Origin of the sequence: Campylobacter sp. BCW_6468, from assembly GCF_001762865.1 — a bacterium.
GTDB lineage: Bacteria > Campylobacterota > Campylobacteria > Campylobacterales > Campylobacteraceae > Campylobacter_D > Campylobacter_D jejuni.
Window position 1 is genome coordinate 80,939 of sequence record NZ_MJXQ01000041.1, and the last position, 23,548, is coordinate 104,486.

The 23,548-nt window shown below is 30.6% G+C and carries 25 protein-coding genes; 9 read left to right on the plus strand and 16 right to left on the minus strand.

What is annotated here, in order from left to right; translation table 11 throughout:
• Window position 1: 1 nt before the first annotated feature.
• The gene (locus tag AJ889_RS07605) at window positions 2-454 is read left to right on the plus strand and encodes a hypothetical protein (protein ID WP_002852445.1); all 453 of its coding nucleotides are present in this window, start codon (window positions 2-4) and stop codon (window positions 452-454) included.
• Window positions 451-1,011, plus strand: a complete 561-nt coding sequence (locus tag AJ889_RS07610; RefSeq protein WP_070293354.1) for an SCO family protein — start codon at window positions 451-453, stop codon at window positions 1,009-1,011. The genes AJ889_RS07605 and AJ889_RS07610 overlap by 4 nt, the downstream gene beginning before the upstream one ends.
• A 6-nt stretch (window positions 1,012-1,017) precedes the next feature.
• On the opposite strand, the gene cysM is transcribed toward AJ889_RS07610, so the two are convergent.
• From cysM to ciaB, 3 genes are all read right to left on the minus strand, one after another.
• A complete protein-coding gene (gene cysM, locus AJ889_RS07615) occupies window positions 1,018-1,917 on the minus strand; it encodes a cysteine synthase B (RefSeq protein ID WP_002935818.1) in 900 nt (299 codons plus the stop codon).
• A gap of 126 nt (window positions 1,918-2,043) precedes the next feature.
• The gene (locus AJ889_RS07620; RefSeq protein ID WP_002859562.1) at window positions 2,044-2,340 is read right to left on the minus strand and encodes an HU family DNA-binding protein; all 297 of its coding nucleotides are present in this window, start codon (window positions 2,338-2,340) and stop codon (window positions 2,044-2,046) included.
• 101 nt (window positions 2,341-2,441) lie between these two features.
• Complete coding sequence (ciaB, locus tag AJ889_RS07625; protein ID WP_002935833.1) at window positions 2,442-4,274, minus strand: invasion protein CiaB; 1,833 nt, start codon at window positions 4,272-4,274, stop codon at window positions 2,442-2,444.
• Window positions 4,275-4,335: 61 nt separating this feature from the next.
• Between ciaB and AJ889_RS07630 the strand changes: the two genes are divergently transcribed.
• Window positions 4,336-4,749: an acyl-CoA thioesterase gene (locus tag AJ889_RS07630; protein WP_002853544.1), complete on the plus strand. Its 414-nt coding sequence runs from the start codon at window positions 4,336-4,338 to the stop codon at window positions 4,747-4,749.
• A gap of 39 nt (window positions 4,750-4,788) precedes the next feature.
• Here the strand turns inward: AJ889_RS07630 and kcuS are convergent, their stop codons facing one another.
• The 9 genes from kcuS to AJ889_RS07675 all read right to left on the minus strand — a co-directional run bounded on the left by kcuS (window position 4,789) and on the right by AJ889_RS07675 (window position 12,729).
• Complete coding sequence (kcuS, locus tag AJ889_RS07635; RefSeq protein WP_002867452.1) at window positions 4,789-4,986, minus strand: KCU-star family selenoprotein; 198 nt, start codon at window positions 4,984-4,986, stop codon at window positions 4,789-4,791.
• Window positions 4,967-7,078: a carbon starvation CstA family protein gene (locus tag AJ889_RS07640; RefSeq protein WP_032584931.1), complete on the minus strand. Its 2,112-nt coding sequence runs from the start codon at window positions 7,076-7,078 to the stop codon at window positions 4,967-4,969. The genes kcuS and AJ889_RS07640 overlap by 20 nt, the downstream gene beginning before the upstream one ends.
• 166 nt (window positions 7,079-7,244) lie before the next feature.
• Window positions 7,245-8,174: a ribose-phosphate pyrophosphokinase gene (locus AJ889_RS07645; RefSeq protein WP_002853293.1), complete on the minus strand. Its 930-nt coding sequence runs from the start codon at window positions 8,172-8,174 to the stop codon at window positions 7,245-7,247.
• Between the two features lie 107 nt (window positions 8,175-8,281).
• Window positions 8,282-8,941: an amino acid ABC transporter permease gene (locus AJ889_RS07650; RefSeq protein WP_002853290.1), complete on the minus strand. Its 660-nt coding sequence runs from the start codon at window positions 8,939-8,941 to the stop codon at window positions 8,282-8,284.
• Window positions 8,942-8,951: 10 nt separating this feature from the next.
• Window positions 8,952-9,704, minus strand: coding sequence for an amino acid ABC transporter permease (locus tag AJ889_RS07655; protein WP_002853332.1), 753 nt, complete (start codon window positions 9,702-9,704; stop codon window positions 8,952-8,954).
• 1 nt (window position 9,705) lies between these two features.
• The gene (gene peb1A, locus AJ889_RS07660) at window positions 9,706-10,485 is read right to left on the minus strand and encodes a bifunctional adhesin/ABC transporter aspartate/glutamate-binding protein PEB1a (protein ID WP_052795993.1); all 780 of its coding nucleotides are present in this window, start codon (window positions 10,483-10,485) and stop codon (window positions 9,706-9,708) included.
• A 21-nt stretch (window positions 10,486-10,506) separates the two neighbouring features.
• Window positions 10,507-11,235, minus strand: coding sequence for an amino acid ABC transporter ATP-binding protein (locus tag AJ889_RS07665; RefSeq protein WP_032584928.1), 729 nt, complete (start codon window positions 11,233-11,235; stop codon window positions 10,507-10,509).
• A gap of 135 nt (window positions 11,236-11,370) precedes the next feature.
• Window positions 11,371-12,159: a CheR family methyltransferase gene (locus AJ889_RS07670; RefSeq protein WP_002853285.1), complete on the minus strand. Its 789-nt coding sequence runs from the start codon at window positions 12,157-12,159 to the stop codon at window positions 11,371-11,373.
• A gap of 15 nt (window positions 12,160-12,174) precedes the next feature.
• The gene (locus AJ889_RS07675) at window positions 12,175-12,729 is read right to left on the minus strand and encodes a CheB methylesterase domain-containing protein (protein WP_002853263.1); all 555 of its coding nucleotides are present in this window, start codon (window positions 12,727-12,729) and stop codon (window positions 12,175-12,177) included.
• 166 nt (window positions 12,730-12,895) lie between these two features.
• Between AJ889_RS07675 and rpiB the strand changes: the two genes are divergently transcribed.
• The 6 genes from rpiB to ychF are packed head-to-tail and all read left to right on the plus strand — an operon-like array spanning window position 12,896 to window position 17,373.
• The gene (gene rpiB / locus AJ889_RS07680; RefSeq protein WP_002853308.1) at window positions 12,896-13,333 is read left to right on the plus strand and encodes a ribose 5-phosphate isomerase B; all 438 of its coding nucleotides are present in this window, start codon (window positions 12,896-12,898) and stop codon (window positions 13,331-13,333) included.
• Window positions 13,333-13,665, plus strand: a complete 333-nt coding sequence (locus AJ889_RS07685) for a membrane protein (protein ID WP_002853247.1) — start codon at window positions 13,333-13,335, stop codon at window positions 13,663-13,665. Before rpiB ends, AJ889_RS07685 begins: the two co-directional genes overlap by 1 nt.
• Window positions 13,662-14,210 carry an adenine phosphoribosyltransferase gene (gene apt, locus AJ889_RS07690; RefSeq protein WP_002859569.1) on the plus strand — a complete coding sequence of 183 codons (549 nt, stop codon included), beginning with the start codon at window positions 13,662-13,664 and terminating at the stop codon, window positions 14,208-14,210. Before AJ889_RS07685 ends, apt begins: the two co-directional genes overlap by 4 nt.
• Window positions 14,211-14,228: 18 nt before the next feature.
• Window positions 14,229-14,825 carry a DedA family protein gene (locus AJ889_RS07695; protein ID WP_002854047.1) on the plus strand — a complete coding sequence of 199 codons (597 nt, stop codon included), beginning with the start codon at window positions 14,229-14,231 and terminating at the stop codon, window positions 14,823-14,825.
• Window positions 14,822-16,273: a leucyl aminopeptidase gene (locus AJ889_RS07700; protein ID WP_002873205.1), complete on the plus strand. Its 1,452-nt coding sequence runs from the start codon at window positions 14,822-14,824 to the stop codon at window positions 16,271-16,273. Before AJ889_RS07695 ends, AJ889_RS07700 begins: the two co-directional genes overlap by 4 nt.
• On the plus strand, window positions 16,270-17,373 hold the full coding sequence (gene ychF, locus AJ889_RS07705; protein ID WP_032584926.1) for a redox-regulated ATPase YchF: 1,104 nt from the start codon (window positions 16,270-16,272) through the stop codon (window positions 17,371-17,373). Before AJ889_RS07700 ends, ychF begins: the two co-directional genes overlap by 4 nt.
• Window positions 17,374-17,394: 21 nt before the next feature.
• On the opposite strand, the gene argH is transcribed toward ychF, so the two are convergent.
• From argH to AJ889_RS07725, 4 genes are read right to left on the minus strand one after another with little or no spacing between them, the layout of a single operon-like run.
• Window positions 17,395-18,777, minus strand: coding sequence for an argininosuccinate lyase (argH, locus tag AJ889_RS07710; RefSeq protein ID WP_002935614.1), 1,383 nt, complete (start codon window positions 18,775-18,777; stop codon window positions 17,395-17,397).
• Window positions 18,778-18,786: 9 nt separating this feature from the next.
• Entirely contained in the window at window positions 18,787-20,361 is a 1,575-nt protein-coding gene (gene pckA / locus AJ889_RS07715; protein WP_002853265.1) for a phosphoenolpyruvate carboxykinase (ATP), read from the minus strand.
• Window positions 20,362-20,373: 12 nt separating this feature from the next.
• Complete coding sequence (locus AJ889_RS07720; RefSeq protein ID WP_002867445.1) at window positions 20,374-22,173, minus strand: biotin/lipoyl-containing protein; 1,800 nt, start codon at window positions 22,171-22,173, stop codon at window positions 20,374-20,376.
• A 31-nt stretch (window positions 22,174-22,204) separates the two neighbouring features.
• Window positions 22,205-23,545 (minus strand): sodium-dependent transporter, encoded by a 1,341-nt coding sequence (locus tag AJ889_RS07725; RefSeq protein WP_032584923.1) that lies wholly within the window; start codon window positions 23,543-23,545, stop codon window positions 22,205-22,207.
• Between the last annotated feature and the right edge of the window lie 3 nt (window positions 23,546-23,548).

The following is a 23,548-nucleotide window of genomic DNA, read 5'->3' on the forward strand; positions in this document are numbered from 1 at the left end:
AATGAGAAAAATTATTTTTATCCTAGCTTTTGCTTTTGTTATTGCTATTTTATATATTATTTTTGATTTTTATGTAATAAAAGATTCTCAAAAAATAACAAAAACTGATTTTTCTACCCCATTGACTTGCGATCTTAATGTTAAAGACTGCACATATAGTTTTAACAATAAAAAAGTCTTAATTTCCCTAAATCCCAAACCCTTACAATCTTTAGATGTTACAAATCTAAAGATTGTAAATCTAGGAAATTATAACAACTTAGGAATTAAAATTTATGGATTAAATATGTATATGGGCGAAATTAAACCTAAAATACATCGATTAAATTCAACAGACTATGAAAGTAAAATAGTTCTTGCTGCTTGCGTTTTAGATACTATGCGTTTCAGGGTAGAATTTATGGATAATAATAAACCCATAGGGTTTTATTTTGATTTTGAGCTAAAAAAATGAAAAAAAATATTATTTTGTTTATAGTTATAGTTGCCATTATTTTAGGTGTAATATTTTTTATTAAAAATCATCAAAATTCTTATGATTTTATCTTAAAATCAGACTTAAAAGAGGAAACCACCCTAAAAGATTTTAAAGGAGATAAGCTTATTATCTATTTTGGATATACTTATTGCCCTGATGTTTGTCCGGCAACTCTTAGTTTAGTAGGCAAAGCCTTAAAGCAAATCAATAATCCTAAGGCTCACCTTCTTTTTATTTCTTTAGATCCAAATAGAGATAATAACTTAAGCAATACAAACGAATGGTTACTATACTTTTACCCAAAAGCAGATGCCTTAATTGCAAAAGATGAAAAAACTCTTCAAAAAATAACAAAACAATATAATGTTCAATATCAAAAAATAGATCTAAATGATTCTTTTATGGGTTATTCTATAGCACATAGCAATATGCTTTATCTTATTGATGAAAAAGGTCATTTTTATAAAGAAATTAGCGATTTAAATCCACAAGAAATTTTAAGAGAACTTAGAATTTTTCTAAATTCTCAATAATTATACTTAAGCAAAAAGATCAGTTGAGAGGTATCTTTCAGCCGTATCGTTTAGCATAGTTAAAATTCTTTTATCTGGAAATTTCTTTGCTAGCATACTTGCGGCAAATACATTTGCTCCACTTGATATACCTACCATTAAACCACTTTTGGCAAGTTCTTTGGCTGTATTTATAGCATCTTCATTACTTACTGTGATCACTTCATCTATAACTTCTTTATTTAAAATAGCAGGTATAAAATTCGCCCCTATTCCTTGTATTTTATGGCTTCCCGCTTCACCTTTGCTAAGCAATGGAGAATTTAGAGGCTCGACTCCAACAATATGCACTTTTTCTAATTTTTCTTTTAGTATTTCCCCAACTCCACTAATAGTACCGCCAGTTCCAAAACCAGCTACAAAAATATCAAGTTCATTATCCAAATCTCTTAAAATTTCTAAAGCCGTATTCTTACGATGCGCATTTTTATTTGAAATATTTTCAAATTGAGAAACCATAAAAGAATTTGGAGTATTTAATAATATTTCATTTGCTTTATCAACCGCTCCTTTCATTCCTAAATTTGCAGGAGTTAATTCTAACCTAGCGCCAAAGAGTGTTATTATTTTTCTTCTTTCTAAACTCATAGATTCGGGCATTACAGCAATAAATTTAAGTCCCAAATCTGCACAAATCATAGCCAAAGAAATTCCAGTATTTCCACTAGTTGCTTCAACTATTGTAGTATCTTGATTAATTTTTTTACTATCTAAAGCATCTTTAATCATTTCAAAAGCTGCTCTATCTTTTATAGAATGACTAGGATTTAAAAATTCACATTTAGCAAAAACATTGATACCAAATTTTTTCAAATGTATAATAGGAGTATTTCCTATAAGCTCACTTACTTTTTCATATACTTTCATAATTTTAATATCCTTTTTTATTTAATAATGATAGTTTTATAAAAGTTTAAAAAAATAAAGTAAATAAAAGATACAAAATATCTGAATTAATTAAGAAAGAAGGCTAGAATTTATCTAGCCGAAGTTTTATTTTTTCTTTTTGCCGCTTGCTTTTGCAACAGCTTCTTTAAGGTTTTTACCTACCTTAAATTTTGCAACTCTTGTAGCAGGAACTTTGATTGTTTTTCCTGTGCTTGGTACTCTAGCTTCTCTAGCAGCTCTTTCTTGAGTTGAAAAAGTACCAAAACCAATAAAACTGATGCTATCACCTTTAGCTAAAACATCAGTAATAGTAGAAATAACTGCATCAGTAGCAGTAGTAGCGTCTTTTTTTGTTAGCCCAGCTGTTTGAGCAACTAATGAAATAAAATCTGCTTTAGTCATAAAAGCTCCTTTGTTTTAATTGAAACGCCTAATTTTAGCATATTTAAAAAACAATATCAAGTAAAAAACAGCTTTTTTTAAGTTTTTTTCAAAAAACTTTATTATTTTTTCTTATATCTTTCAAATTCTCCACTATTATCAATTTCATTACCAATTTTCTCGTATAAATCATAATAAAATTTAACAAATTCTTTACACTTAGGCATAATAGGAAGAAAAATATTATCTTCAATTTCACAAAATCTACTTAAAAACTCTTTTGCATCAAGTCTTAAAGCATAGTGTTTTGCTAATTCATGATAATTTTTTAAAGTTAGTTCTTTAAATTTTTCATAATGCCCTAAATCAAAATTTATCTTCAAATTATTATTTTCAAAAATCAATACTTCACTTTCAAAAAGCAAACTAAGATGAATAAGTCCTTCTGTATAATAAGGTCTAACTTCATCAACCCTTTGCCAAGAAATAAGTCCAATAGCTCTTTTTATAAGTTCATGAAAAACAGGCATTATCAAGTCATCTTGTTCATGATAAAAGAAATTTATAAGTCCACCTGTAGTAGCTTTATATTCTTCTATATTTTTAAAAAAACCACTCTGATTCATTGTTTTTTCGGTATCATTAGCAATAAAAAATATATGACCAAATTCATGGCCTATAGTTGATACTTCATAAACCCTTTTCCAAATTTTTTCCTGATAAAATAAAATATTTCTTCCAAAATCCAAAAATTCTTTATCAAAAACCTCGCTAGAAATTTTCATAAAAGGCTTTGTTTTAGCATTTTCATATACAAAATTTATAAAGGCAAATATTTTTTTGCCCGCCTTAGAACTTACAAACTCATCATTTGGAACGACTTGAGCTGAGAATAAACCTTTAAGTTCGGCACCATAAAATATCATCGGAGTGCAAATATAAAGTTGAGTTTTTTCTATATTAGATAAAACTTCTTTTTCTAATTCACAATCTTCAAGTCCTATATTTTTATAAACATGTTCAAAACTTTCCTTAATTTCACTACCAAATTTCAAAACATCAAAATCATTTTCATCTTCTATTCTTATATCCCATTCTAATGCCACCGCATGAGTATAATTATCTTCATAATATTCTAAAGGATGTCCCACTTGTAAAGGTGATTTTACTTTCATCCAAGCAAATTCAGCTTCTTGCCAAGCTTTTATAACCCTATCTTCATCTTTTTCACAAAACGCTAATTTTAATTTTTCAAAATATTCTATATAAGCTTTTTCCTCTTCGCTGCTAGCAAATATTTTAAGCTGATCAATCATATTTTCAAAAGCAAATTCTAATTTTAAAATTTCATTCTCGAAAAATCTCGCATAAGGAACAAATTTCCATAAATTTCCTATTCTAACTAGAACACCATAGCTTCGCTCACAAATTTCTCCTTCTGGAGTTTTTTGATATAAATGATTTTTACGTAAAAATTCCATTGCATCATCTAAATTTGGAAATTGAGTAGATAAAATTTTATTATTTTTTTCTATAATTTCTTTAGTCCAAGAAATTTCAAAAATATTCATAATTAAACCTATATTATGCACTCCTTGTATTAAAGACTGATAAAAATTATTTAAAAGCTTTTTCTCTTTTATTTCATTAATTAAATTTTGATGTTCTTTTTCATAAAACTTTCTAACCTCTTCATAGAACTTATGTTTTAACTCTATAATCTTATCTTCCTTAAAGTTGTTTTTTTTCCACTCTTGAACTAAATTTTCTTCCTTTAAATCAACCAAACGCCTAAGTATGGCTAGCATAGTTGTTTTATCTTGTTTTAACTCACTTAAAGAAATCAAAGATCTAAAATACTCGCCCACATCTTCTTTGTCTAAAAACTCATATAACGCATTATTTCTTTCTTTGTATTTTCTAACCAATTTAGCTATTTCTTTAAAATTATTCATACTTTTATTCTCCTTTTTAACTTTTTTAATTATAATTCATTTTTTAAAATAAGGAGTAAAAATGAGAGATATGGGAGAACCAAAATTAAAAATTGTAGCTATGCCAAGTGACACAAATCCAGCAGGAAATATTTTTGGCGGATGGATACTTTCACAAATCGATTTAGCAGGAGCTATCGCAGCAAGAGAACTTTCTCCTGAACGCGTTGTAACCATCTCTATGGATAAAGTAGTTTTTAAAGAACCTGTTTTTATAGGCGATATAATTTCTTGTTACTCTAAAGTTGTAAATGTGGGCAACACTTCAATCAGCGTTGAAGTAGAAGTCACAGCTCAAAGAGTGGATTCTCAAGGTTGTACTTCTTGCATTAATGTAACTTCGGCTTTAGTAACTTATGTAAGTGTTACAAGAGATGGAAAGAAAAAACCTATTAGTGAAGAACTTAAAAGAATTCATGGCTTTTTAAATGCTTAAAGCTTATTTTGTATGATAAAACTTTATCCTTTAAGCTTATCAGCATTTATTTAAACCGCCACTATTATATTTTTTATCTAGACATTCTTTGAAAAATTCCCCTCTGGTTTTTGGAATTTTTCCTGGATGTTTTTGTTTCATGTGTTCTAAATACTTATCATAACTAGAAAGTCCCACCAAGGGATGAAAAAACCTTTCGGCTTTTTCATAATAATACTTAAATTTTTTGAAATTCATCAATCTTAATATACTTAGTTTCTTTAAGAGGAATTTTAATTTTATCTAAGCAAATTCCTATACAAGAAATTATAACAAGCAAGGTAGCTATCATAAAGAACACACAAAGAATTGCATTAAGTAAATTTCCAACTTTATTTTGAGTGGCTATTGAAATTTCTTTTCTAATTGTAGAAATTTCTTTTTCATCTTTAGTATTATTTAATTTAAATTCTAAATCTTTAATTTTTTGACTTTGTATGCTAACGGCGGCTACATGACTTACCGCATTTGCTATTTTATTGCCTTCTTCATAAGGCATAATTTTTTGAATTCCTCCATACAGAGTTGCCACTAAGACAAATACCGCAGGTACTAAAGTAACCCAAGTATATCTTGCCTTGCCCATTTTTACAAGTATAGTTGTAGCAAGAAGCAAAGCCATACCCGCAAGCATTTGATTGCTCACGCCAAAAAGAGGCCAAAGTGTATAAATTCCTCCCTTAGGATCAATGGCGCCTTGATAAAGAAAATATCCCCAACCTGCAACACTTAAAGCCGTAGCCAAAAGTCCAGCTGGATAATTATGAATATCTCCTAAAGGTTTATAAACATTACCCAATATATCTTGCACCATAAAACGACAAGCCCTTGTCCCAGCATCCACCGCTGTTAAAATAAATAAAGCTTCAAACAATATAGCAAAATGATACCAAAAAGCCATCAAATCCACGCCGCCAAAAAGTTCATGCAAGATCAAAGCTACACCTATAGCAAAAGTCGGGGCTCCCCCTGTTCTTGAAAGTATAGTATGCTCTCCTATATTTGTGGTTAAAGTAGTAATTTCTTCAGGAGCAATACTAAATCCCCAACTTGAAATAGTTTGTGCTACATTTACAACATCTGTTCCTATCAAAGCAGAGCTTGAATTTATAGCAAAATAAAGACCTGGATGTAAAATACAAGCACAAATTAAAGCCATAATCGCCACAGCACTCTCAGCAAGCATAGAGCCATATCCAACAGCCAAAGTATGAGTTTCGTTTTCAAGCATTTTAGGAGTAGTTCCACTAGAAATCAAAGCATGAAAACCACTGATCGCACCACAAGCAATGGTAATAAATAAAAATGGAAACACTCCACCTGCAAATACTGGACCTGTTCCATCAAAATACTGAGTATTTGCTTTTGGCATTTGTAAATCAGGAGCAACCAAAACAATAGCTACAGCCATTACCACAATAACACCGATTTTCAAAAAAGTTGAAAGATAATCTCTTGGAGCAAGTAAAAACCACACAGGTAAAACAGAAGCAATAAAACCATAAGCCATCATAACAATTGCCAAAGTTGGAGCTTCTAAAGTAAATATTTTAGCCCAATAAGGATCAGCAGCTATAACGCTACCATAATGAATAGCCAAAATTAAAAGCACAAAACCTATTATAGAAGCCTCCCCTACTCTACCTGGACGGATAAAACGCATATAAATGCCCATAAATATTGCTATAGGAATAGTCATTGCGATAGTAAATAAACCCCATGGAGATTCTGCTAAAGCTTTTACAACCACCATAGCTAAAATGGCAATAATAATAAGCATAATGCCAAAAATCGCCACCATAGCAACTCCACCTGTAAATTTACCCATCTCATCCTTAATCATCTCGCCAAGACTTCTACCTTTTCTACGAGTAGATATAAAAAGAACAACAAAATCATGCACAGCACCCGCTAAAACTCCTCCTACTAAAATCCAAAGCATAGAAGGCAAATATCCCATTTGAGCGGCCAAGATAGGTCCTACTAATGGACCTGCTCCTGCAATAGCAGCAAAATGATGTCCAAATAATACAGCTTTATTTGTGGGCACAAAATCACGCCCATCATTTTCTACAAGTGCTGGTGTTGCACGATTTTTATCAAGTTCTAAAACCTTATAAGCTACAAAACGCCCATAAAATCTATATCCTATCATATAAATACATACAGCAGCAACCACCAAATAAATCGCTGATACACTTTCGCCATTTTGTAAAGCTAAATAACCAAAACAAATAGCGCCTAAAGTTGCAACAAACAACCATAAAATTTTAGTACTTAACTGAGTCATATTTCTCCTAAGAAAATAAAATATTTTCAAAGAATAGCAGATTTATAGATTAAATTATATAGAAAGATGTTTAGTTTTTTCACATTTTTAAAAAAATATATGTTTTTTGTTTCTTTAAGTAGCATAAAAATGAAAAGCTTAAAAATAATCTTTAAGCTTTTTTAATCTAAATAAAGAGAGAATTTACACTTTCGTTATGATAAACACGACGTATTACTTCAGCAAAAACAGGTGTAACGCTTAATACTTTAATATTTGGTAATTGCTCTTTTAAAGGTATAGTATCTGTTACCACAAGCTCATCTAAAACTCCACTTGCTATTCTCTCATAGGCTTTTCCGCTTAAAACTGCATGAGTACAGCAAGCCATAACAGATTTTGCACCTTTTTCTTTTAAAGCTTCCGCGGCTTTAACTATAGTGCCAGCAGTATCAATAATATCATCCACTAAGATAACTTCTTTATCTTTTACATCTCCAATAATATTCATTACTTCACTTTCATTGGCTTTTTCACGACGCTTATCAACTATAACTATATCAAGTCCTAAATGCTTTGCAACACTCCTAGCTCTTGCAACACCCCCTATATCTGGACTTCCTATAATAGCATTTTTAAAATGTTTGGCTTTAATGTAATCATTAAAAACTATACTTCCATAAAGATTATCTACTGGAATATCAAAAAAACCCTGAATTTGTCCTGCATGCAAATCTATCGTAGCTACGCGATCAATCCCAGCTGCTTGAATCAAATTAGCCACAAGTTTAGCAGTAATTGGCACTCTAGGATTTGCTTTTCTATCTTGTCTCGCATAGCCAAAATATGGGATAATAGCCGTAATTGAATTTGCACTTGAGCGACGCAAAGCATCTGTAAGAATTAAAAGTTCCATTAAATTATCGTTTGTAGGAGCGCAAGTACTTTGAATAATAAAAACATCCTTTCCGCGTACACTCTCATCAATTTGAACACTAATCTCTCCATCACTAAACCGCTTTACTCCAGCATCACTTAAAGGCAGGGAGAGATATTTAGAAACTTGTCTTGCAAATTCGACATTAGCTGAGCCTGAAAAAATTTTATAACCTCGCATAAAAAACCTTAATCAATAAAATTATGAATTAATACAAAAGATTTTAATAAAAAAAATGTTAAAAACTGCTGTAAATTTAAAAAGCTTATATAAAAATATAAGCTTTTTTAAGAAATGTAAGCTGTCTTTTTGGCATAATATCTTACCAACATAGAAAGTGAAAAACATATTATAAAATAAATTCCCGCAACAACACCTATCATCGCTAAAATTTCTTCAAAACTTGTTAGTTTTGCCAATATAGTTTTTGAATTATAAGTAAGTTCAGCTATACCTAAACCCGCTAAATAAGCTGTATCCTTTACAGTGGTTACAATTTGAGATAATAAAGCAGGTATTATTTTTCTAAAAGTTTGTGGTAAAATAATATAAAAAAGAGTAAAAAATTTACCAAAACCTTGAGAATAAGCTGCTTCAAACTGACCTTTTGGTATAGAATTTAATCCACCTCTAATAATTTCAGCCATAACCGAACTCGTATAAAGTGAAAATCCTATAGTACCCCAAAAAGCTTGAGGAAATTGTCCAAAAAATACAGGTAGAACAAAACAAGCTGCAAGCATCCATAATAATAAAGGAGTATTTCTAAAAATATCTATATAGCAAGCTGCTAAAAATTTACTTAATCTATCCCCATAATTTTTAGTTATAGCTAAAAAAGTTCCAAAAACAATCGAAATAATACAAGTTGCTAAGGCTATTTTTAATGTCAGAAATAAACCTTGCATTAAAAATTCAATATTTTGTGCATTAAAAACATTTTCCATTAACAACCCTTTATCTCGTTAAATGTGCTTTTTTTAATTTATTTTCATAAGCTTTTGCAAAATAAGCCAAAGGATAGCAAATTATAAAATATAAAACCGCTGCAAATATATAAGCCGGCGCATAATTTCCATAATCAGCTGCATAACTATCAGCAGAATGCATTAACTCAGCTCCACCTACAATAAGCAATACAGAGGTATTTTTAATTAAATTTACCATTTGATTTGTCATCGGTGGTAAAATAATTCTAATGGTTTGAGGTACTATAATATAACGCATTTGTTGAATATAAGTAAACCCTTGAGACGCAGAAGCTTCAAACTGACCTCTTGGCACAGCCAAAATTCCACTTCTAACCACCTCGCTTACATAAGCTCCGTGATACGCCCCAACACCCAATACACCAATAGTAAATATATCAAGCCTTATACCTAAAACAGGCAAGGCATAAAACAAAAAGAAAATTTGTATTACCAAAGGAACATTTTGAAAAAGCTCTACGTAAATTCTAGTGTAGGCTCTGATAATTTTAAATCTACTTGTAGCCATAACTCCGCCTATAGTTCCAAAAATTGTAGCTATAAGCAAAGCAAGAATGCTTACTTCTAAAGTATAAATAAAACCATTAATAAAAGCATCTTTATTATCCAAAGCATCTAAAAATTTCCATACCGCAAAAGGGCTTATACTATTTTCATCATATAAACCCCAAGAAGTAAGAATTTGTCTTAAATGTTCAACAAAACCTACACTTTCATTCATATTATAAACCCCATTTTTTCGCTAAAGCATCAATTTCATTTTTATGTTCTTTTACAAAATCATCAACATATTTTGCAAAAGCTGGATCATCTTTTTTGATTACAATACCATAACTTTGTGGTTCAAAACTATCTGGCAAAATTTCACTTTTATCATCCACATAACCTAACAATATTGATTTGTCTACAGAAAACGCATCAACTCTTTTAGCATCTAAAGCAGCTTTTATACTTGGATAATCAGGAAATTCACTAAATTTAACATCAATGCCAATTTTTTTAGCAGCTTCACCTATAGCTTTTTTTGTAGTTGCAGCTTGAGCCACTCCAATATTTGCACCTTTCATATCAGCTAGAGATTTATAATTTTTTTCTTTTAAAACCAAAAGCCCTATAGCATCTTGATAATAAGGCTCTGAGAAATTATAAATTCTTTTTCTCTCTGGAGTAATAGTAAAAGTTGCTATCACTGCATCTACACTACCATTATCAAGCAAAGGGCCTCTTGTTTTAGCATTAACTGCAACTAGTTTTATTTTTTTATCATCACCTAATATACTTTTAGCTAGCAATTTGGCAACATCTACTTCGAAACCTTTAATTTCACCTGTTGCTTGATCAAGTAAAGCATAATGTGGAACATCATTTTTAACACCAACTATTAATTGTCCTTTAGATTTAATAGACTCAAGTTTACCTTCTGCTGCATTAGCATTACTAAATGCAACACAAGCACCTAGAGCAAAAACTGCCAACTTTAACAAAGATTTTCTAAAAACCATTTTTTCTCCTTTCAATTTTGGTTAATTTTTAAGAATTTTCCCTAAAAAGAGTCGCGCTCTTTCAGTTTTTGGATTTGAGAAAAATTCGCTAGGCATATTTTCTTCCACAATAGCACCATCTTCCATAAAAATAATCCTATCTGCTACTTCTTTTGCAAAACCCATTTCGTGTGTAACAACCACCATGGTAGTATTGCTTTGATGTGAAATTTCTTTCATTACATCTAAAACCTCTTGTATGGTTTCTGGATCAAGGGCTGAAGTAGGTTCATCAAATAAAATATAGGGTTTTTTAGTACAAAGTGATCTTGCTATAGCAACGCGTTGTTGTTGTCCACCTGAAAGGGTTGCTGGATAAACATTTGCTTTATCCAGCAAACCTACAACTTTTAAATACTTAAAAGCTGTTTCTTCAGCTTCTTTTTTAGATTTTTTTTGAAGTTTCATTGGAGCTAAGGTCAAATTTTGCAAAACCGTCATATGTGGATATAAATTAAAATGCTGAAAAACCATTGCACAATATTTTCGGCAAATTTCAATTTTATTTTTATGATTTAAAACAAGATTGTTAACTACGACCTCTCCTGAACTAACTTCTTCAAGCCCATTCATGCAACGGATAGTTGTACTTTTTCCACTTCCACTTGGACCTATAATAACAAGCTTCTCACCTTCTTTAACAGAAAGATTAATATTCTTTAGAACATGATGAGTTCCGTAGTATTTGTTTACATTTTTTAATTCAATCAAGTTTTTTCCTTTATTTTTAGCTAAATATAAAATTAATTGAAATTATTTTATCATTAAATAAAGAAAACTACTTCAAAATGTAACTTATTTTTACTAATAAATTTCCAAAGTGTAACTTTTAGTAATTTTTAGAATTTATACTTTTTCATAGTAAACACCTCTTGGAGAGAAAATCTTTTTAAAATAAATAGTCTCTGGAATTAAATCAGCATTGCCAACATAAAGCCTTCCTTTATCATTTAAAATTCTATGAAATCTCTCCATAAGTTTTAGTTTTGATTCATGATCAAAATAAATAATCATATTTCTAGAAGCTATAATATCAAATTTTCCCAATCTTGAAAATTTTTCTTCAAAAACATTGCAAAGTTCAAATTTACAAGTACAAAGCTCATTTTTATTAATAGTATAAAATTTATCTTCGCTTTCTAAAAAAAACCTTCTTTTTTCACTCTCGCTCAATCGCTGTAAAGTTCTTCCTTGATATTTTCCAAGTTTTGCTTTTTCAATCACACTTGAATTAATATCAACGCCTAAAATATACATATCTTTAATAAAATTCTGTGCAGCCAATAATGCCAAAGAATATACTTCTTCTCCACTTGAACAAGGGGCGCTTAGGATATTTACTCTCTTTTCTAAGCTTTTGGCATAATAAATTATTTCTTTCAATTGAGCCAATTCTCTTAAAAAATAAGTTTCACCTATGGTTACAAAATCTAAAGTTTCTTGTTTAAGTTGTCTATTGCTTTTTAATTTTCCCAAAAATTCGGAAAAATTTTTAGTATTAGTTCCTTCAAGAAATTTATTCAACTTTAAAGCTAGTATATTTTTTTTATCGGTTAAATCAATACCACTCATTTCGTTGATAATTTTTATAAATTCATTAAGTTCCAATTCGCTAGGAGTTATTTTTTTTTCCATGCAATTTTCCTTTTATTAATCCTGATCAATAAAATTTACAATTTCTTTTTTAATTTCTTTTAAGCTCATAGGTTTTAAATGCGGATTCATATCTTTTGCTCTTTTTGGCATACCATAAACGACGCTATCTGCTTCATTCTCACATAAACATCTAACTCCTGTTTTATAAAGCTCAAATAAACCTTTTGCGCCATCATCTCCCATGCCCGTTAAAATAATAGCAAGTATTTTATTTGTTTTTGCCAAAGAAACAGCGGAATGAAAAAGTAAATCCACACTCGGTTTAAAGCTTGAAGCCACATCTTGCCAAGCGGCTACAATATTTAAATTTCCAGATAAAATAGTATTTTTAGGGCAAATATAAATTTTATTGCTTAATATCTCTTTATCGTTCAATAAGCACACTTCACTAAAAGCTTCTTTATTAAATTGCCCCACAAAAGATGGAATAAAACTGGCACTCATGTGCTGAGCTATAACTACACAAGTATTTTTTACATCAATATCCTTTAAAAGAAATTTAAGCTGATTAGGACCACCTGTTGAAGATCCTATGAGTATGAGCTTCACTTTCTTCTCCTCTTAATTTATTGAAATTTTATTTTTCTTGTCACATGATTCTAACATATATAAAGAAAAATAAAGCTTATTTTTAAAACAAAGAAAAGCTGTTTTTATGATTTAATATGATAAGATTAGGTTTTTATCTTATTTTATATAGTAATTTAGGAAACCAATGCTTAGGGAAAAAATTTATATTGCTAGTGATCATGCTGGTTTTGAATTAAAAGAAAAAATTTGCGTATTTTTAAAAGAAAAAAATATAATTTTTAACGATTTAGGAACAAACACTTGCGCAAGCTGCGATTATCCTGATTATGCGCATTTACTTGCCGAAAAAATAAACAAACGGAGCTTTGGCATTCTTATTTGTGGAAGTGGAATTGGAATTTCTATTGCAGCAAATCGTCATAAAAACATTCGTTGTGCATTATGCCACGAAAGCTTAAGTGCAGAACTTGCAAGAAGGCATAATGATGCCAATGTTTTGGCATTAGGCGGAAGATTAATTGGGGTTGAATTAGCTATAGATATTATAGAAAAATTCATTCAAACTCCTTTTGAAGAAGGGAGACATATGCAAAGAATTCAAAAAATTGAGGTAAAAATATAATGTTTACAAACTGGCTTGTTTTAACTATATTGATTTGTGCAACTATCTATCTTATTGTAATGTTGTTTTACTATAAAACTCTACTTAATAAAGAAAAAACATCAAAAGATTTTATCAAAAACAATCTTGATGATACTGAGATTGTCATTAGAAAACTACAAATTCAACTTCAAAGAAGCCTTGGAAATATAGATATACTCACAGAAGAGCTTAATAAAATCAAAGCAGACCTTACATCTTTAAGAACCAGAAATTCTCAATATCGCTTGGAAAATGACAAACTAAGACAAAGAATTAAAGAATTAGAAGCAAAAATCGAGGCATTATTATGATAAAACTAACACAAGAAGAAAAAAAATATCTGCTTGATAGCATTAGGATTATTCCTGATTTTCCAAAAAAAGGAATTATTTTTAGAGATATCACCACTCTACTAAATAACAAAGAAGCTTTAAATTTTCTACTTAGACATTTAAAAGAACGCTACAAAGATTACAATCTAGACTTCATAGCAGGAACAGAAAGCAGAGGATTTATCTTTGCATCTATGATTTGTGCAAAACTTAATCTTCCTTTTGTGCCTATTAGAAAACCTGGAAAACTCCCTTTTGAAACCTTTAGCTGCGAATACGATCTTGAATATGGCAGCGATAAAGTAGAACTTCATAAAGATGCATTTAAAAATATTCAAAATGCAAGAGTTTTACTTGTAGATGATTTAATAGCAACTGGCGGAACAGCTATAGCTTCATATGAACTCATTCAAAAAGCTGGAGCTAAATGTGTTGAAGCTTGTTTTTTAATGAATCTTAAAGATTTAAATGGAGCAAATAAACTTGAAAAACTTACTTCAGTTTATAGTGTTTTAGAAATTTAAAACTATAGAAAGGTACAAATGGAAGAATTTTTAAAAAATTTACTTTACCAATACAAAGATCTAGCTTATATTATTATTTTTTTATGGTGCATTTTAGAAGGAGAGTTAGCTTTAATTTTAGCAGGTATTTTTGCTCATCAAGGACATGTAAATTTAGGTTTTGTTATATTTATAGCAGGACTTGGTGGTTTTGTAGGTGATCAAATTTATTTCTATATAGGAAGATATAATAAACGCTACATACAAAAAAAATTAAAAACTCAAAGGCGTAAATTTGCAGTAGCACACCTACTTTTACAACGTTTTGGTTGGCCTATTATTTTTATACAACGCTATATGTATGGCTTTAGAACCATTATACCTATGAGTATAGGAATCACGCGTTATAGTGCAAAAAAATTTGCTATTATCAATCTTTTTAGTGCTTGGGTTTGGGCATCAATCACTATACTTTTAGCTTGGTATTTTGGAGAACAAATTTGGAAGATGGTGACTTGGGCTGAAGAACATTGGTATTATGCAGCCATTATTATTATAGCTTTTTTATCCCTTTTATTATTTGGTTTTAAACAAATGGAAAAAGCTATACTTAAAGATAAAAGGAAAAAATCATGAAATTTGAATTAAACGATAAAAAACTAGATGCTATAAAAGCAGACTTTGAACTTGTTTTTATACAGGATAAAAATTTAAAAATTTTTAACAAAGAAAAAGATTTTTTTAAACTTAATAATTACAAAGGCGAAGGTGCATTATTAGACTTAAACAATAAAAAGCTTTATTTAGAGCTTAAAAGTCTTGCTTATGAGGATATAAGATTAAGTCTTTGCACAGCATATAAAACTCTTGAGAAACTTAATATTAAAAGCGTAAAACTTCCTAGCATAATAGGAGATTGTGTAGTTAGAAGTTTTGCATCTTTAGTTGAAGGCGTACTTTTTGGGGCTTATAAATTTGACAAATATAAAAGCGAGAAAAAAACAAGTACTTTGGAAAAATTTATTATTTCAAGCGAAGAATTAAATGGTAAGAAATTTAATAAAGATGAAGCTAAGATAGGTTTAGAGCGTGGAGAAATTTTAGCTAATGCTACAAATTTTACTAAAAATATAGTCAATGAAATTCCTGAAATTTACACCCCTTTAAAAATGGCAGAAGATGCGCAAAATTTAGCTAAAGAAAATAAAAACATTATTTGTAAAATTTATGATGAAAAATTCTTAGCCAAAGAAAAAATGAATGCCTTTTTAGCGGTAAATCGCGCCTCGATACACCCACCACGCCTCATTCATCTAAGCTATAAAGCCAAAAATGCAAAAAAACGTGTTGTATTTGTTGGAAAAGGCTTAACTTACGATAGCGGTGGATTAAGCTTAAAACCAGCTGATTTTATGCTTACAATGAAAGCTGATAAAAGCGGTGCAGCAGCAGTAATGGGAATCATAAAAGCCGTAGCTGAACTTGCTTTAGATTTAGAAGTGCATTGCATTTTGGGCGCAACTGAAAATATGATAGGCGGCAATGCTTATAAGCCTGATGATGTGTTAATCAGTCGTGAAGGTGTAAGCATAGAGGTAAGAAATACAGATGCAGAAGGACGCTTGGTTTTAGCTGATTGTCTTTCTTTTGCACAGGATTTAAAACCTGATTTACTTATCGATATGGCAACTCTTACTGGAGCTTGTGTTGTAGGACTTGGAGAATTTACAAGCGCTATTATGGGAAATAATGAGGAATTGCAAAATGATTTTTATCTAAGCTCTAAAAAAAGCGGAGAATATACCACAATCTTACATTTCAACCCTCACTTAAGAGAACTTATAAAATCAAATATTGCCGATGTTAGTAATACTGCCTCTAGTCGCTACGGAGGCGCAATTACCGCAGGGTTATTTTTAGATAAATTTATTCGTAAAGAATATAAAGATAAATGGCTACATCTTGACATAGCAGGACCTGCTTATACAGAAAAATCTTGGGGATATTCTAGTTTTGGCGCAGGTGGAGCTGGAGTTAGGATGTGTGTTAATTATTTAATTCAAATTTTAAGGAAAGCTAAATGAGTTTAAGCGTAGGTATAGTAGGACTTCCAAATGTTGGCAAATCAACAACTTTTAATGCTTTAACTAAAGCACAAAATGCCCAAAGTGCAAACTATCCTTTCTGCACCATAGAGCCTAATAAAGCCATGGTTGAAGTTCCTGATTTAAGACTGAATGAACTTGCTAAAATAGTAAAACCTGAAAGAATTATGCATTCTTTAATAGAATTTGTAGATATCGCTGGACTTGTTAAAGGCGCAAGTAAAGGCGAAGGCTTGGGAAATAAATTTCTTTCAAATATACGTGAAACTGAGGTTATTTTGCATATAGTACGTTGTTTTGATGAAGAAAATATTACCCATGTTGAAGGTGGAGTTGATCCTTTACGTGATGTAGAAATTATCAATACAGAGCTTATTTTAGCAGATATTGAGCAACTGAGTAAAAAAATAGAAAAACTCACCAAAGAAGCCAAAGCCAATCAAAAGGGTGTCAAAGAAAGTCTCGAACTTGCAAATTCCTTACTTGATCATTTAAACAAAGGCTTAGCTGCAAGTTCTTATCCTGAAAAGGAAAGTGAAATTTATCAAGCCCTAATCAAGGAATTAAGACTGCTTTCTGCTAAAGAGGTGATTTATGGTGCAAATGTTGATGAAAATGGTATTAGTGAAGATAATGATTATGTAAAAGCTTTAAAAGAATATGCTAAAAAAAATGATCATGAAGTTATCAAGCTTTGTGCAAAAATCGAAGAAGAATTAGTAGGATTAAGCGATGAAGAAAGTCATGAATTTTTAAGTTCTCTAGGAGTTAACGAAAGCGGTCTTGATCAAATCATACGCACTGCTTTTGCTAAGCTTGGACTGATCAGTTATTTTACCGCTGGTGTAGTTGAAGTGCGTTCTTGGACAATCAAAAAAGGCTGGAAAGCACCAAAAGCAGCAAGCGTGATTCATAATGACTTTGAAAAAGGCTTCATAAAAGCTGAAGTTATTTCCTATGAAGACTATATCCAATACAAAGGCGAAAATGGCACCAAAGAAGCAGGAAAGCTACGCCTTGAAGGAAAAGACTATATCGTTTTAGATGGCGATGTAATGCATTTTAGATTCAATGTTTAGGCAAAATAGCCTAAACAATATTTATAAATTTTGAATAAAGCCTTCCAAAATTTGAATTTGCTTTTCTACGCTTGCAATAGAACTTGAGCCTTCACTTTGCTTAGAATTTAAAGAAAATTCAAAATTTAAAAGTTCCATAGCTTTTTCATCAAATATAGGATCTATTTTTGAAAGATCTTTAATTTCACTTATATCAATACCTTGTGCTTCAGCTTGTGCAACAACATTTCCCACTATAAAATGTGCTTTTCTAAAAGGAATATTTTTTTCACGCACCAAATAATCTGCCAAATCGGTGGCCAATAAATGACCTTTTTTACAAGCATTAAGCATATTTTCTTTATTAATTTGTATTTCTTTTAGCATTGCATTTAAGATGATTAAGCTATCTTTAGCGGTTTTTACACTATCAAAAATCCCTTCTTTATCTTCTTGTATATCTTTATTATAGGCTAAAGGTAAAGCTTTCATTATAGTTAAAAGAGAAATCAAATTTCCATAAACACGCCCTGTTTTTCCACGTATAAGCTCACAAACATCAGGATTTTTTTTCTGAGGCATAATAGAACTTCCTGTTGAAAAGCTATCACTTATAGTTATAAAAGAAAACTCCGAACTTGAAAATAAAATCATTTCCTCGCAAAGTCTTGATGTGTGTGTAAAAATAACTGCTATATCATAAAGCAAATCAAGAGCAAAATCCCTATCACTCACTCCATCCATAGCATTTAGCATAATATCTTTAAATCCTAAAATTTCAGCACTCAACTCACGATTGGTTCTATAGCTTGTTCCTGCACATGCACAAGATCCAAGTGGCGAAAAGTCTGCGAGTTCTAGGCTATTTTGCAAACGCTTAATATCTCGCATTAACATAAAAGCATAAGCTAAAATATAAAAAGAAAAACTCACAGGCTGAGCGTGCTGTAAATGTGTAAAACTTGGCATAATAGTTTTTTTATGCACTTTAGCATGTTCGAGCATGGTTTGAATCAATTCTTTTAAAAGCTTTATAAGTTCAATATGAGATTTTTTGACAAAAAGTTTAAAATCAGTAGCCACTTGATCATTTCTACTTCTTGCAGTATGAAGTCTTCCACCAATTTCACTACCTATAATCTCGCTTAAACGCTTTTCTACGGCCATATGAATATCTTCATCTTTAATATCAAAAATAAATTTACCTTGCTCTATTTCACTTCTAACCTGCTCTAAACCTTTTATAATAGCATCTAATTCTTCTTTTTTTAAAATACCACAACTTTCAAGCATTGTAGCGTGTGCTATAGAACCTTGTATATCTTCATTGAACAAAGTTTTATCTACATTTAAACTTGCATTAAATTCTTTTAAAAGCTCATCACTTGCATCACTAAAACGTCCTGACCACATTTCATTTTTCATTTAAATGCCTTAAATTTTTGGTCCAAATTTGCTAAATTCAATGCCTTCTTTGACATCTTCATAACGTTTAAAATTTTGTATAAACATATGTGCTAATTTATCTCTTGTTGCAATATAAGCATTTTTATCTAACCAAGTATTTATAGGATTTAAAAGTACACTTTCTACACCTTCTAAAGCTTTTGGAATAGCTAAATCAAACACTTCAAAATTTTCAAATTCGCATTTTGTAATACTTCCATCTAGAATAGCATTAATGCAAGCCCTAGTAGCCTTAATGCTCATTCTTTTACCCACACCGTAGCTTCCGCCACTCCAACCCGTATTAACAAGATAAACATTAACTTCATGTTTTTCAATCTTTTCACCAAGTAATCTCGCATAAACCGTTGGATGTAAAGGCATAAAAGGTTCTCCAAAACAAGCTGAAAAAGTTGCTTGAGGCTCTGTTATACCGCGCTCAGTTCCAGCTACTTTTGCTGTATAGCCACTTAAAAAATAATACATAGCCTGCTCTTTGCTTAGTTTGCTCACCGGGGGTAAAATTCCAAAAGCATCTGCACTTAAAAATATAATATTTTTTGGATGCCCTGCTTTTAGACTAGGCTCATGATTTTCAATATGCTCTATAGGATAAGAAACTCTCGTGTTTTCTGTTTTTGAGGCATCAGCATAATCAACACTCTTATCAGCTCTTAAAACTACATTTTCTAAAAGTGCATTTCTTTTAATGGCTCCATAAATTTCAGGCTCATGTTCAGGATCAAGATTGATTGTTTTTGCATAGCAACCGCCCTCAAAATTAAACACACCTTCATCATCCCAGCCATGCTCATCATCGCCTATGAGTCTTCTTTTTGGATCGGTTGAAAGCGTAGTTTTTCCTGTACCGCTAAGTCCAAAGAAAAGTGCCACATCGTCTTTTTCTCCGACATTTGCACTACAATGCATAGAAAGTTTATTTTCTAGTGGCAACCAATAATTCATCATAGAAAAAATACCTTTTTTCATTTCTCCACCATACCAAGTTCCACCAATAACCGCTATATTTTCTTCAACATTAAAGATCACAAAAACCTCTGAATTTAAACCATCTTGTTTGTAATCTTCATTGATGCATTTGCAAGCATTATAAACAATAAAATCTGCTTTAAAATTCTCAAGTTCCTCTTGACTTGGGCGAATAAACATATTTTTAACAAAATGCGCTTGCCATGCAATTTCAGTAACAAATCTTACTGCTTTGCGACTTTGCAAAGAAGCACCGCAAAAAACATCTTGAACATAAATTTTCTTTCCGCTTAATTCTTGCTTTGCTTTAGTTAAAAGTTTATCAAATAATTCTTTTGTAATAGGCTGATTTACCTTTCCCCAAGCTATATATTTACTAGATGGATCTTGTTTTACAAAATATTTATCTTTAGGACTTCTACCTGTAAAAATCCCTGTATCTACACAAAAAGTATCATTATCCGTGCTTAAACCTTCATTATTTGCTTTTTCATGAGCATTTAATTCATCATAACTTAAATTATGAAAAATTTCCTTTATATTATCCAAACCTAACTTATCAAATTTTTTCATTTTTCCCTCACTTTAATTCTTGTAAATAGCTAATACTTCGCCTTCATTAACAGTATCACCTATTTTAATACAAAGCTCTGAAATAATTCCATCTTTTGGGGCATTAACCTCAATCTCCATCTTCATTGCTTCTAAAACCATGATAGCTTGACCTGATTTTACTTCTTCGCCTTCGTTAACATAAATTTTAAAGACATTACCTGAAATACCTGCTAAAATTTCATTTTCAGCATCGACAGAACTTGTTGAATTTGAAGAAATAATATTTTTATTTTCTTCTACTTTTTTTACACTCTTAACATTAACATCTTTATCAAAACCATAACTCACTTCCACATGATATTTATTACCATTTACAGCTACAGTAAATTTGTTTTCATCTACACTCATAGGCTTTGGCATACTAGCTAATTTGCGTATATTTACCTTTGCCTCTCCTTTTAAAAATGCTATACCTTTTTCTTTACAAGCTGCTGCAATAAATATATTTTCTTCACTCGTTTCTATACCCTCTTTTTCAAGCAAGGTTTTAGTATAAGCTATGCTTTTACTCTCATCTTTATCGGCTATATTAATAGCAAGTTCTGTAGTGGGTTCTAAATTAAGTTGTTTTGAAGCAAGTTCAACAATGTTTGCATCGGGTGTAACTGGAGTTTTTCCAAAATAACCAAGCACCATTTTTCCATAACCTTCTGCGATTTTTTTCCAAGGCCCAAACATAACATTATTAAATGCTTGTTGAAAATAAAATTGAGAAACTGGAGTAACCGAAGTACCAAATCCACCTTTTTCCACAACTTCTCTCATAGCATGAATGACCTGTGGAAATTTATCTAAAATATTATTATCCCTCATCATTTGTGTATTTGCTGTTAAAGCTCCTCCTGGCATAGGAGAAAAAGGAATAAGTGGATTTACCATAGTAGCTTCAGGTGGTAAAAAATACTCTTTTAAACAATCTTTTAAAACTTCTTCGTATCTTAAAATTTTTTCTTCTTCAAGTCCACCTAAATCATAATCTTTGCCTTTTAAAGCATGCATCATGGTTAAAATATCAGGCTGAGAAGTTCCACCACTTACAGGAGCTGCAGCCAAATCAATACCATCAACCCCTGCTTCAAGCGCTGCAAGATAGCAAGCTATACTCACCCCTGCGGTTTCATGCGTATGAAGTCTAATATGTGTATCTTGAGGTAAAATTTTTCTAGCCATTTTAATGGTTTTATAAATTTTATTTGGATTAGAAGTTCCACTTGCATCTTTGAAACAAATACTATGAAAAGGAATTTCTGCTGTTAAAATTTCTTTTAAAATTTTTTCATAAAAAGGCACATCATGAGCACCTTTGCAATTTGACGGTAAATCCATTAAAGTAATAGTAATTTCATGCTTTAACCCATGTTTTACTATACATTCACCACTAAATTTTAAATTATTTACATCATTAAGGGCATCAAAATTTCTTATCGTTGTAGTACCGTGTTTTGCAAAAAGTTTTGCATGCAAATCAATAAGTTCACTATTTCCAGTATCTAAAGTAACGGTATTGACTCCTCTTGCTAAAGTTTGAAGATTAGCATCTTTTCCTACAATAGCCCTAAATCTATCCATCATGGTAAAAGCATCTTCATTAAGATAAAAATACAAGCTTTGAAATCTAGCACCACCACCAAATTCAAAATGAGTAATACCCGCTTCTTTTGCTGCTTCTACTGCAGGAAAAAAATCATCCATTAAAACCCTAGCTCCATAAACAGACTGAAAACCGTCCCTAAAGCTTGTATCCATTACATCGATGAATTTTTTAGCCATTATTTTTCCTTAAAAAAATATTTTTTCATTATTATACAAAAATTTGATAACACATTACCAAAATTATTGCTATAGGCGATATAAAACGAATAAAAAACAACCAAATTAAGAAAATTTTTCGACTTATAAATTTAGAAAAAATTTTATAAATTTGTTTTTTATTCATAAAAAAACCTACAAATATAGAGCATACTATAGCACCAAGTGGAAGTAAAAAATTTGAAGTTAATTTATCTAATAAAGTAAAAAAATCTTTGCCAAAAAAACTAAACATAGAAAAAAAATTTAAATTTAATGACAAGATACAACAAATTCCAAAAACAAAAACAAATAAACCTATTAAAAATAGAGCTTTAACACGAGAAATTTGATAGTTATTAATCATATAAAAAGTTAAAGGCTCTATCATTGAAATAGCTGAAGTAATACCAGCAAAAAAAAGTGCTAAGAAAAAACAAAATGCAAAAATATAGCCTAAAGCTCCAAGTTGATTAAACAAACTCATCAAGGATACAAAAACAATTCCTGCTCCTTGAGTATGCGGATCGGCTCCAAATTCAAAGATAAAAGTAAAAACAATAAGTCCCATAATAAAAGAAATCAATAAATTAATCAAAACAATATACACTGAACTTTTTATAAAATTTGTTTTTTTATCCAAGGCCGATGAATATGTAACTATACAACCTATTCCCAAGCATAAGGTAAAAAATGCAAGCCCTAAAGCTTCGGCAATAGAGCTGAATTTAAAATGTGAAAAATCGGGATAAAATAAATAAGAAAAAGCATTTGCAAAACCTTGCTTAAATCCCATGCAATAAAACAACATAAAAACAAGCATTAAAAATAAGCTAGGCATTATAACAACGTTTAATTTTTCAATCCCTTTGATTAAACCTTTAGATACTATCAATAAAGTAAGAAAAAAAGATAAAGTGAAGAAAAAAACAGAACTTGTCAAATTTGTAGTAATTAAATTCTGAAAATTACTTGCTGCTTCATCTAAAGTTTTAGGAAGATAATAAAGACTCACTACAGTATATTTTAAAACCCATCCCATGATAACTAGATAAAAAGAGAGGATAAAAATACCACCTAACATAAAAACGCCGCCATATCGCCATCTATTACCATATTTTATGGCAAGATTTGAATAAGCATTTGCAAGATCACTTTTACTTAAACGTCCCATAGCCACTTCAGCCAAAAAAATACTAAATCCTATAGTTAAAGTAAAAAACAAATATAAAAGCACAAAAACAAAACCACCATTTTCTGCGCTTAAAGTTGGAAATTTCCAAGCATTACCTAAACCAACGGCTCCACCAGCAACAGCCAATACAAAACCGATTTTTGAAAAATATGTTCTCATTAT

What these genes read in the sequence shown, in the direction of transcription:
- AJ889_RS07725 (WP_032584923.1), bottom strand. Translation starts at nt 23,545, where the DNA reads ATGAGAACATATTTTTCAAAAATCGGTTTTGTATTGGCTGTTGCTGGT.
- AJ889_RS07720 (WP_002867445.1), bottom strand. Translation starts at nt 22,173, where the DNA reads ATGGCTAAAAAATTCATCGATGTAATGGATACAAGCTTTAGGGACGGT.
- ciaB (WP_002935833.1), bottom strand. Translation starts at nt 4,274, where the DNA reads ATGAATAATTTTAAAGAAATAGCTAAATTGGTTAGAAAATACAAAGAA.
- AJ889_RS07655 (WP_002853332.1), bottom strand. Translation starts at nt 9,704, where the DNA reads ATGAATGAAAGTGTAGGTTTTGTTGAACATTTAAGACAAATTCTTACT.
- AJ889_RS07645 (WP_002853293.1), bottom strand. Translation starts at nt 8,174, where the DNA reads ATGCGAGGTTATAAAATTTTTTCAGGCTCAGCTAATGTCGAATTTGCA.
- AJ889_RS07685 (WP_002853247.1), top strand. Translation starts at nt 13,333, where the DNA reads ATGTTTACAAACTGGCTTGTTTTAACTATATTGATTTGTGCAACTATC.
- argH (WP_002935614.1), bottom strand. Translation starts at nt 18,777, where the DNA reads ATGAAAAATGAAATGTGGTCAGGACGTTTTAGTGATGCAAGTGATGAG.
- pckA (WP_002853265.1), bottom strand. Translation starts at nt 20,361, where the DNA reads ATGAAAAAATTTGATAAGTTAGGTTTGGATAATATAAAGGAAATTTTT.
- cysM (WP_002935818.1), bottom strand. Translation starts at nt 1,917, where the DNA reads ATGAAAGTATATGAAAAAGTAAGTGAGCTTATAGGAAATACTCCTATT.
- AJ889_RS07670 (WP_002853285.1), bottom strand. Translation starts at nt 12,159, where the DNA reads ATGGAAAAAAAAATAACTCCTAGCGAATTGGAACTTAATGAATTTATA.
- peb1A (WP_052795993.1), bottom strand. Translation starts at nt 10,485, where the DNA reads ATGGTTTTTAGAAAATCTTTGTTAAAGTTGGCAGTTTTTGCTCTAGGT.
- AJ889_RS07605 (WP_002852445.1), top strand. Translation starts at nt 2, where the DNA reads ATGAGAAAAATTATTTTTATCCTAGCTTTTGCTTTTGTTATTGCTATT.
- AJ889_RS07700 (WP_002873205.1), top strand. Translation starts at nt 14,822, where the DNA reads ATGAAATTTGAATTAAACGATAAAAAACTAGATGCTATAAAAGCAGAC.
- AJ889_RS07620 (WP_002859562.1), bottom strand. Translation starts at nt 2,340, where the DNA reads ATGACTAAAGCAGATTTTATTTCATTAGTTGCTCAAACAGCTGGGCTA.
- AJ889_RS07610 (WP_070293354.1), top strand. Translation starts at nt 451, where the DNA reads ATGAAAAAAAATATTATTTTGTTTATAGTTATAGTTGCCATTATTTTA.
- AJ889_RS07630 (WP_002853544.1), top strand. Translation starts at nt 4,336, where the DNA reads ATGAGAGATATGGGAGAACCAAAATTAAAAATTGTAGCTATGCCAAGT.
- kcuS (WP_002867452.1), bottom strand. Translation starts at nt 4,986, where the DNA reads ATGAATTTCAAAAAATTTAAGTATTATTATGAAAAAGCCGAAAGGTTT.
- AJ889_RS07650 (WP_002853290.1), bottom strand. Translation starts at nt 8,941, where the DNA reads ATGGAAAATGTTTTTAATGCACAAAATATTGAATTTTTAATGCAAGGT.
- AJ889_RS07695 (WP_002854047.1), top strand. Translation starts at nt 14,229, where the DNA reads ATGGAAGAATTTTTAAAAAATTTACTTTACCAATACAAAGATCTAGCT.
- AJ889_RS07640 (WP_032584931.1), bottom strand. Translation starts at nt 7,078, where the DNA reads ATGACTCAGTTAAGTACTAAAATTTTATGGTTGTTTGTTGCAACTTTA.
- rpiB (WP_002853308.1), top strand. Translation starts at nt 12,896, where the DNA reads ATGCTTAGGGAAAAAATTTATATTGCTAGTGATCATGCTGGTTTTGAA.
- ychF (WP_032584926.1), top strand. Translation starts at nt 16,270, where the DNA reads ATGAGTTTAAGCGTAGGTATAGTAGGACTTCCAAATGTTGGCAAATCA.
- apt (WP_002859569.1), top strand. Translation starts at nt 13,662, where the DNA reads ATGATAAAACTAACACAAGAAGAAAAAAAATATCTGCTTGATAGCATT.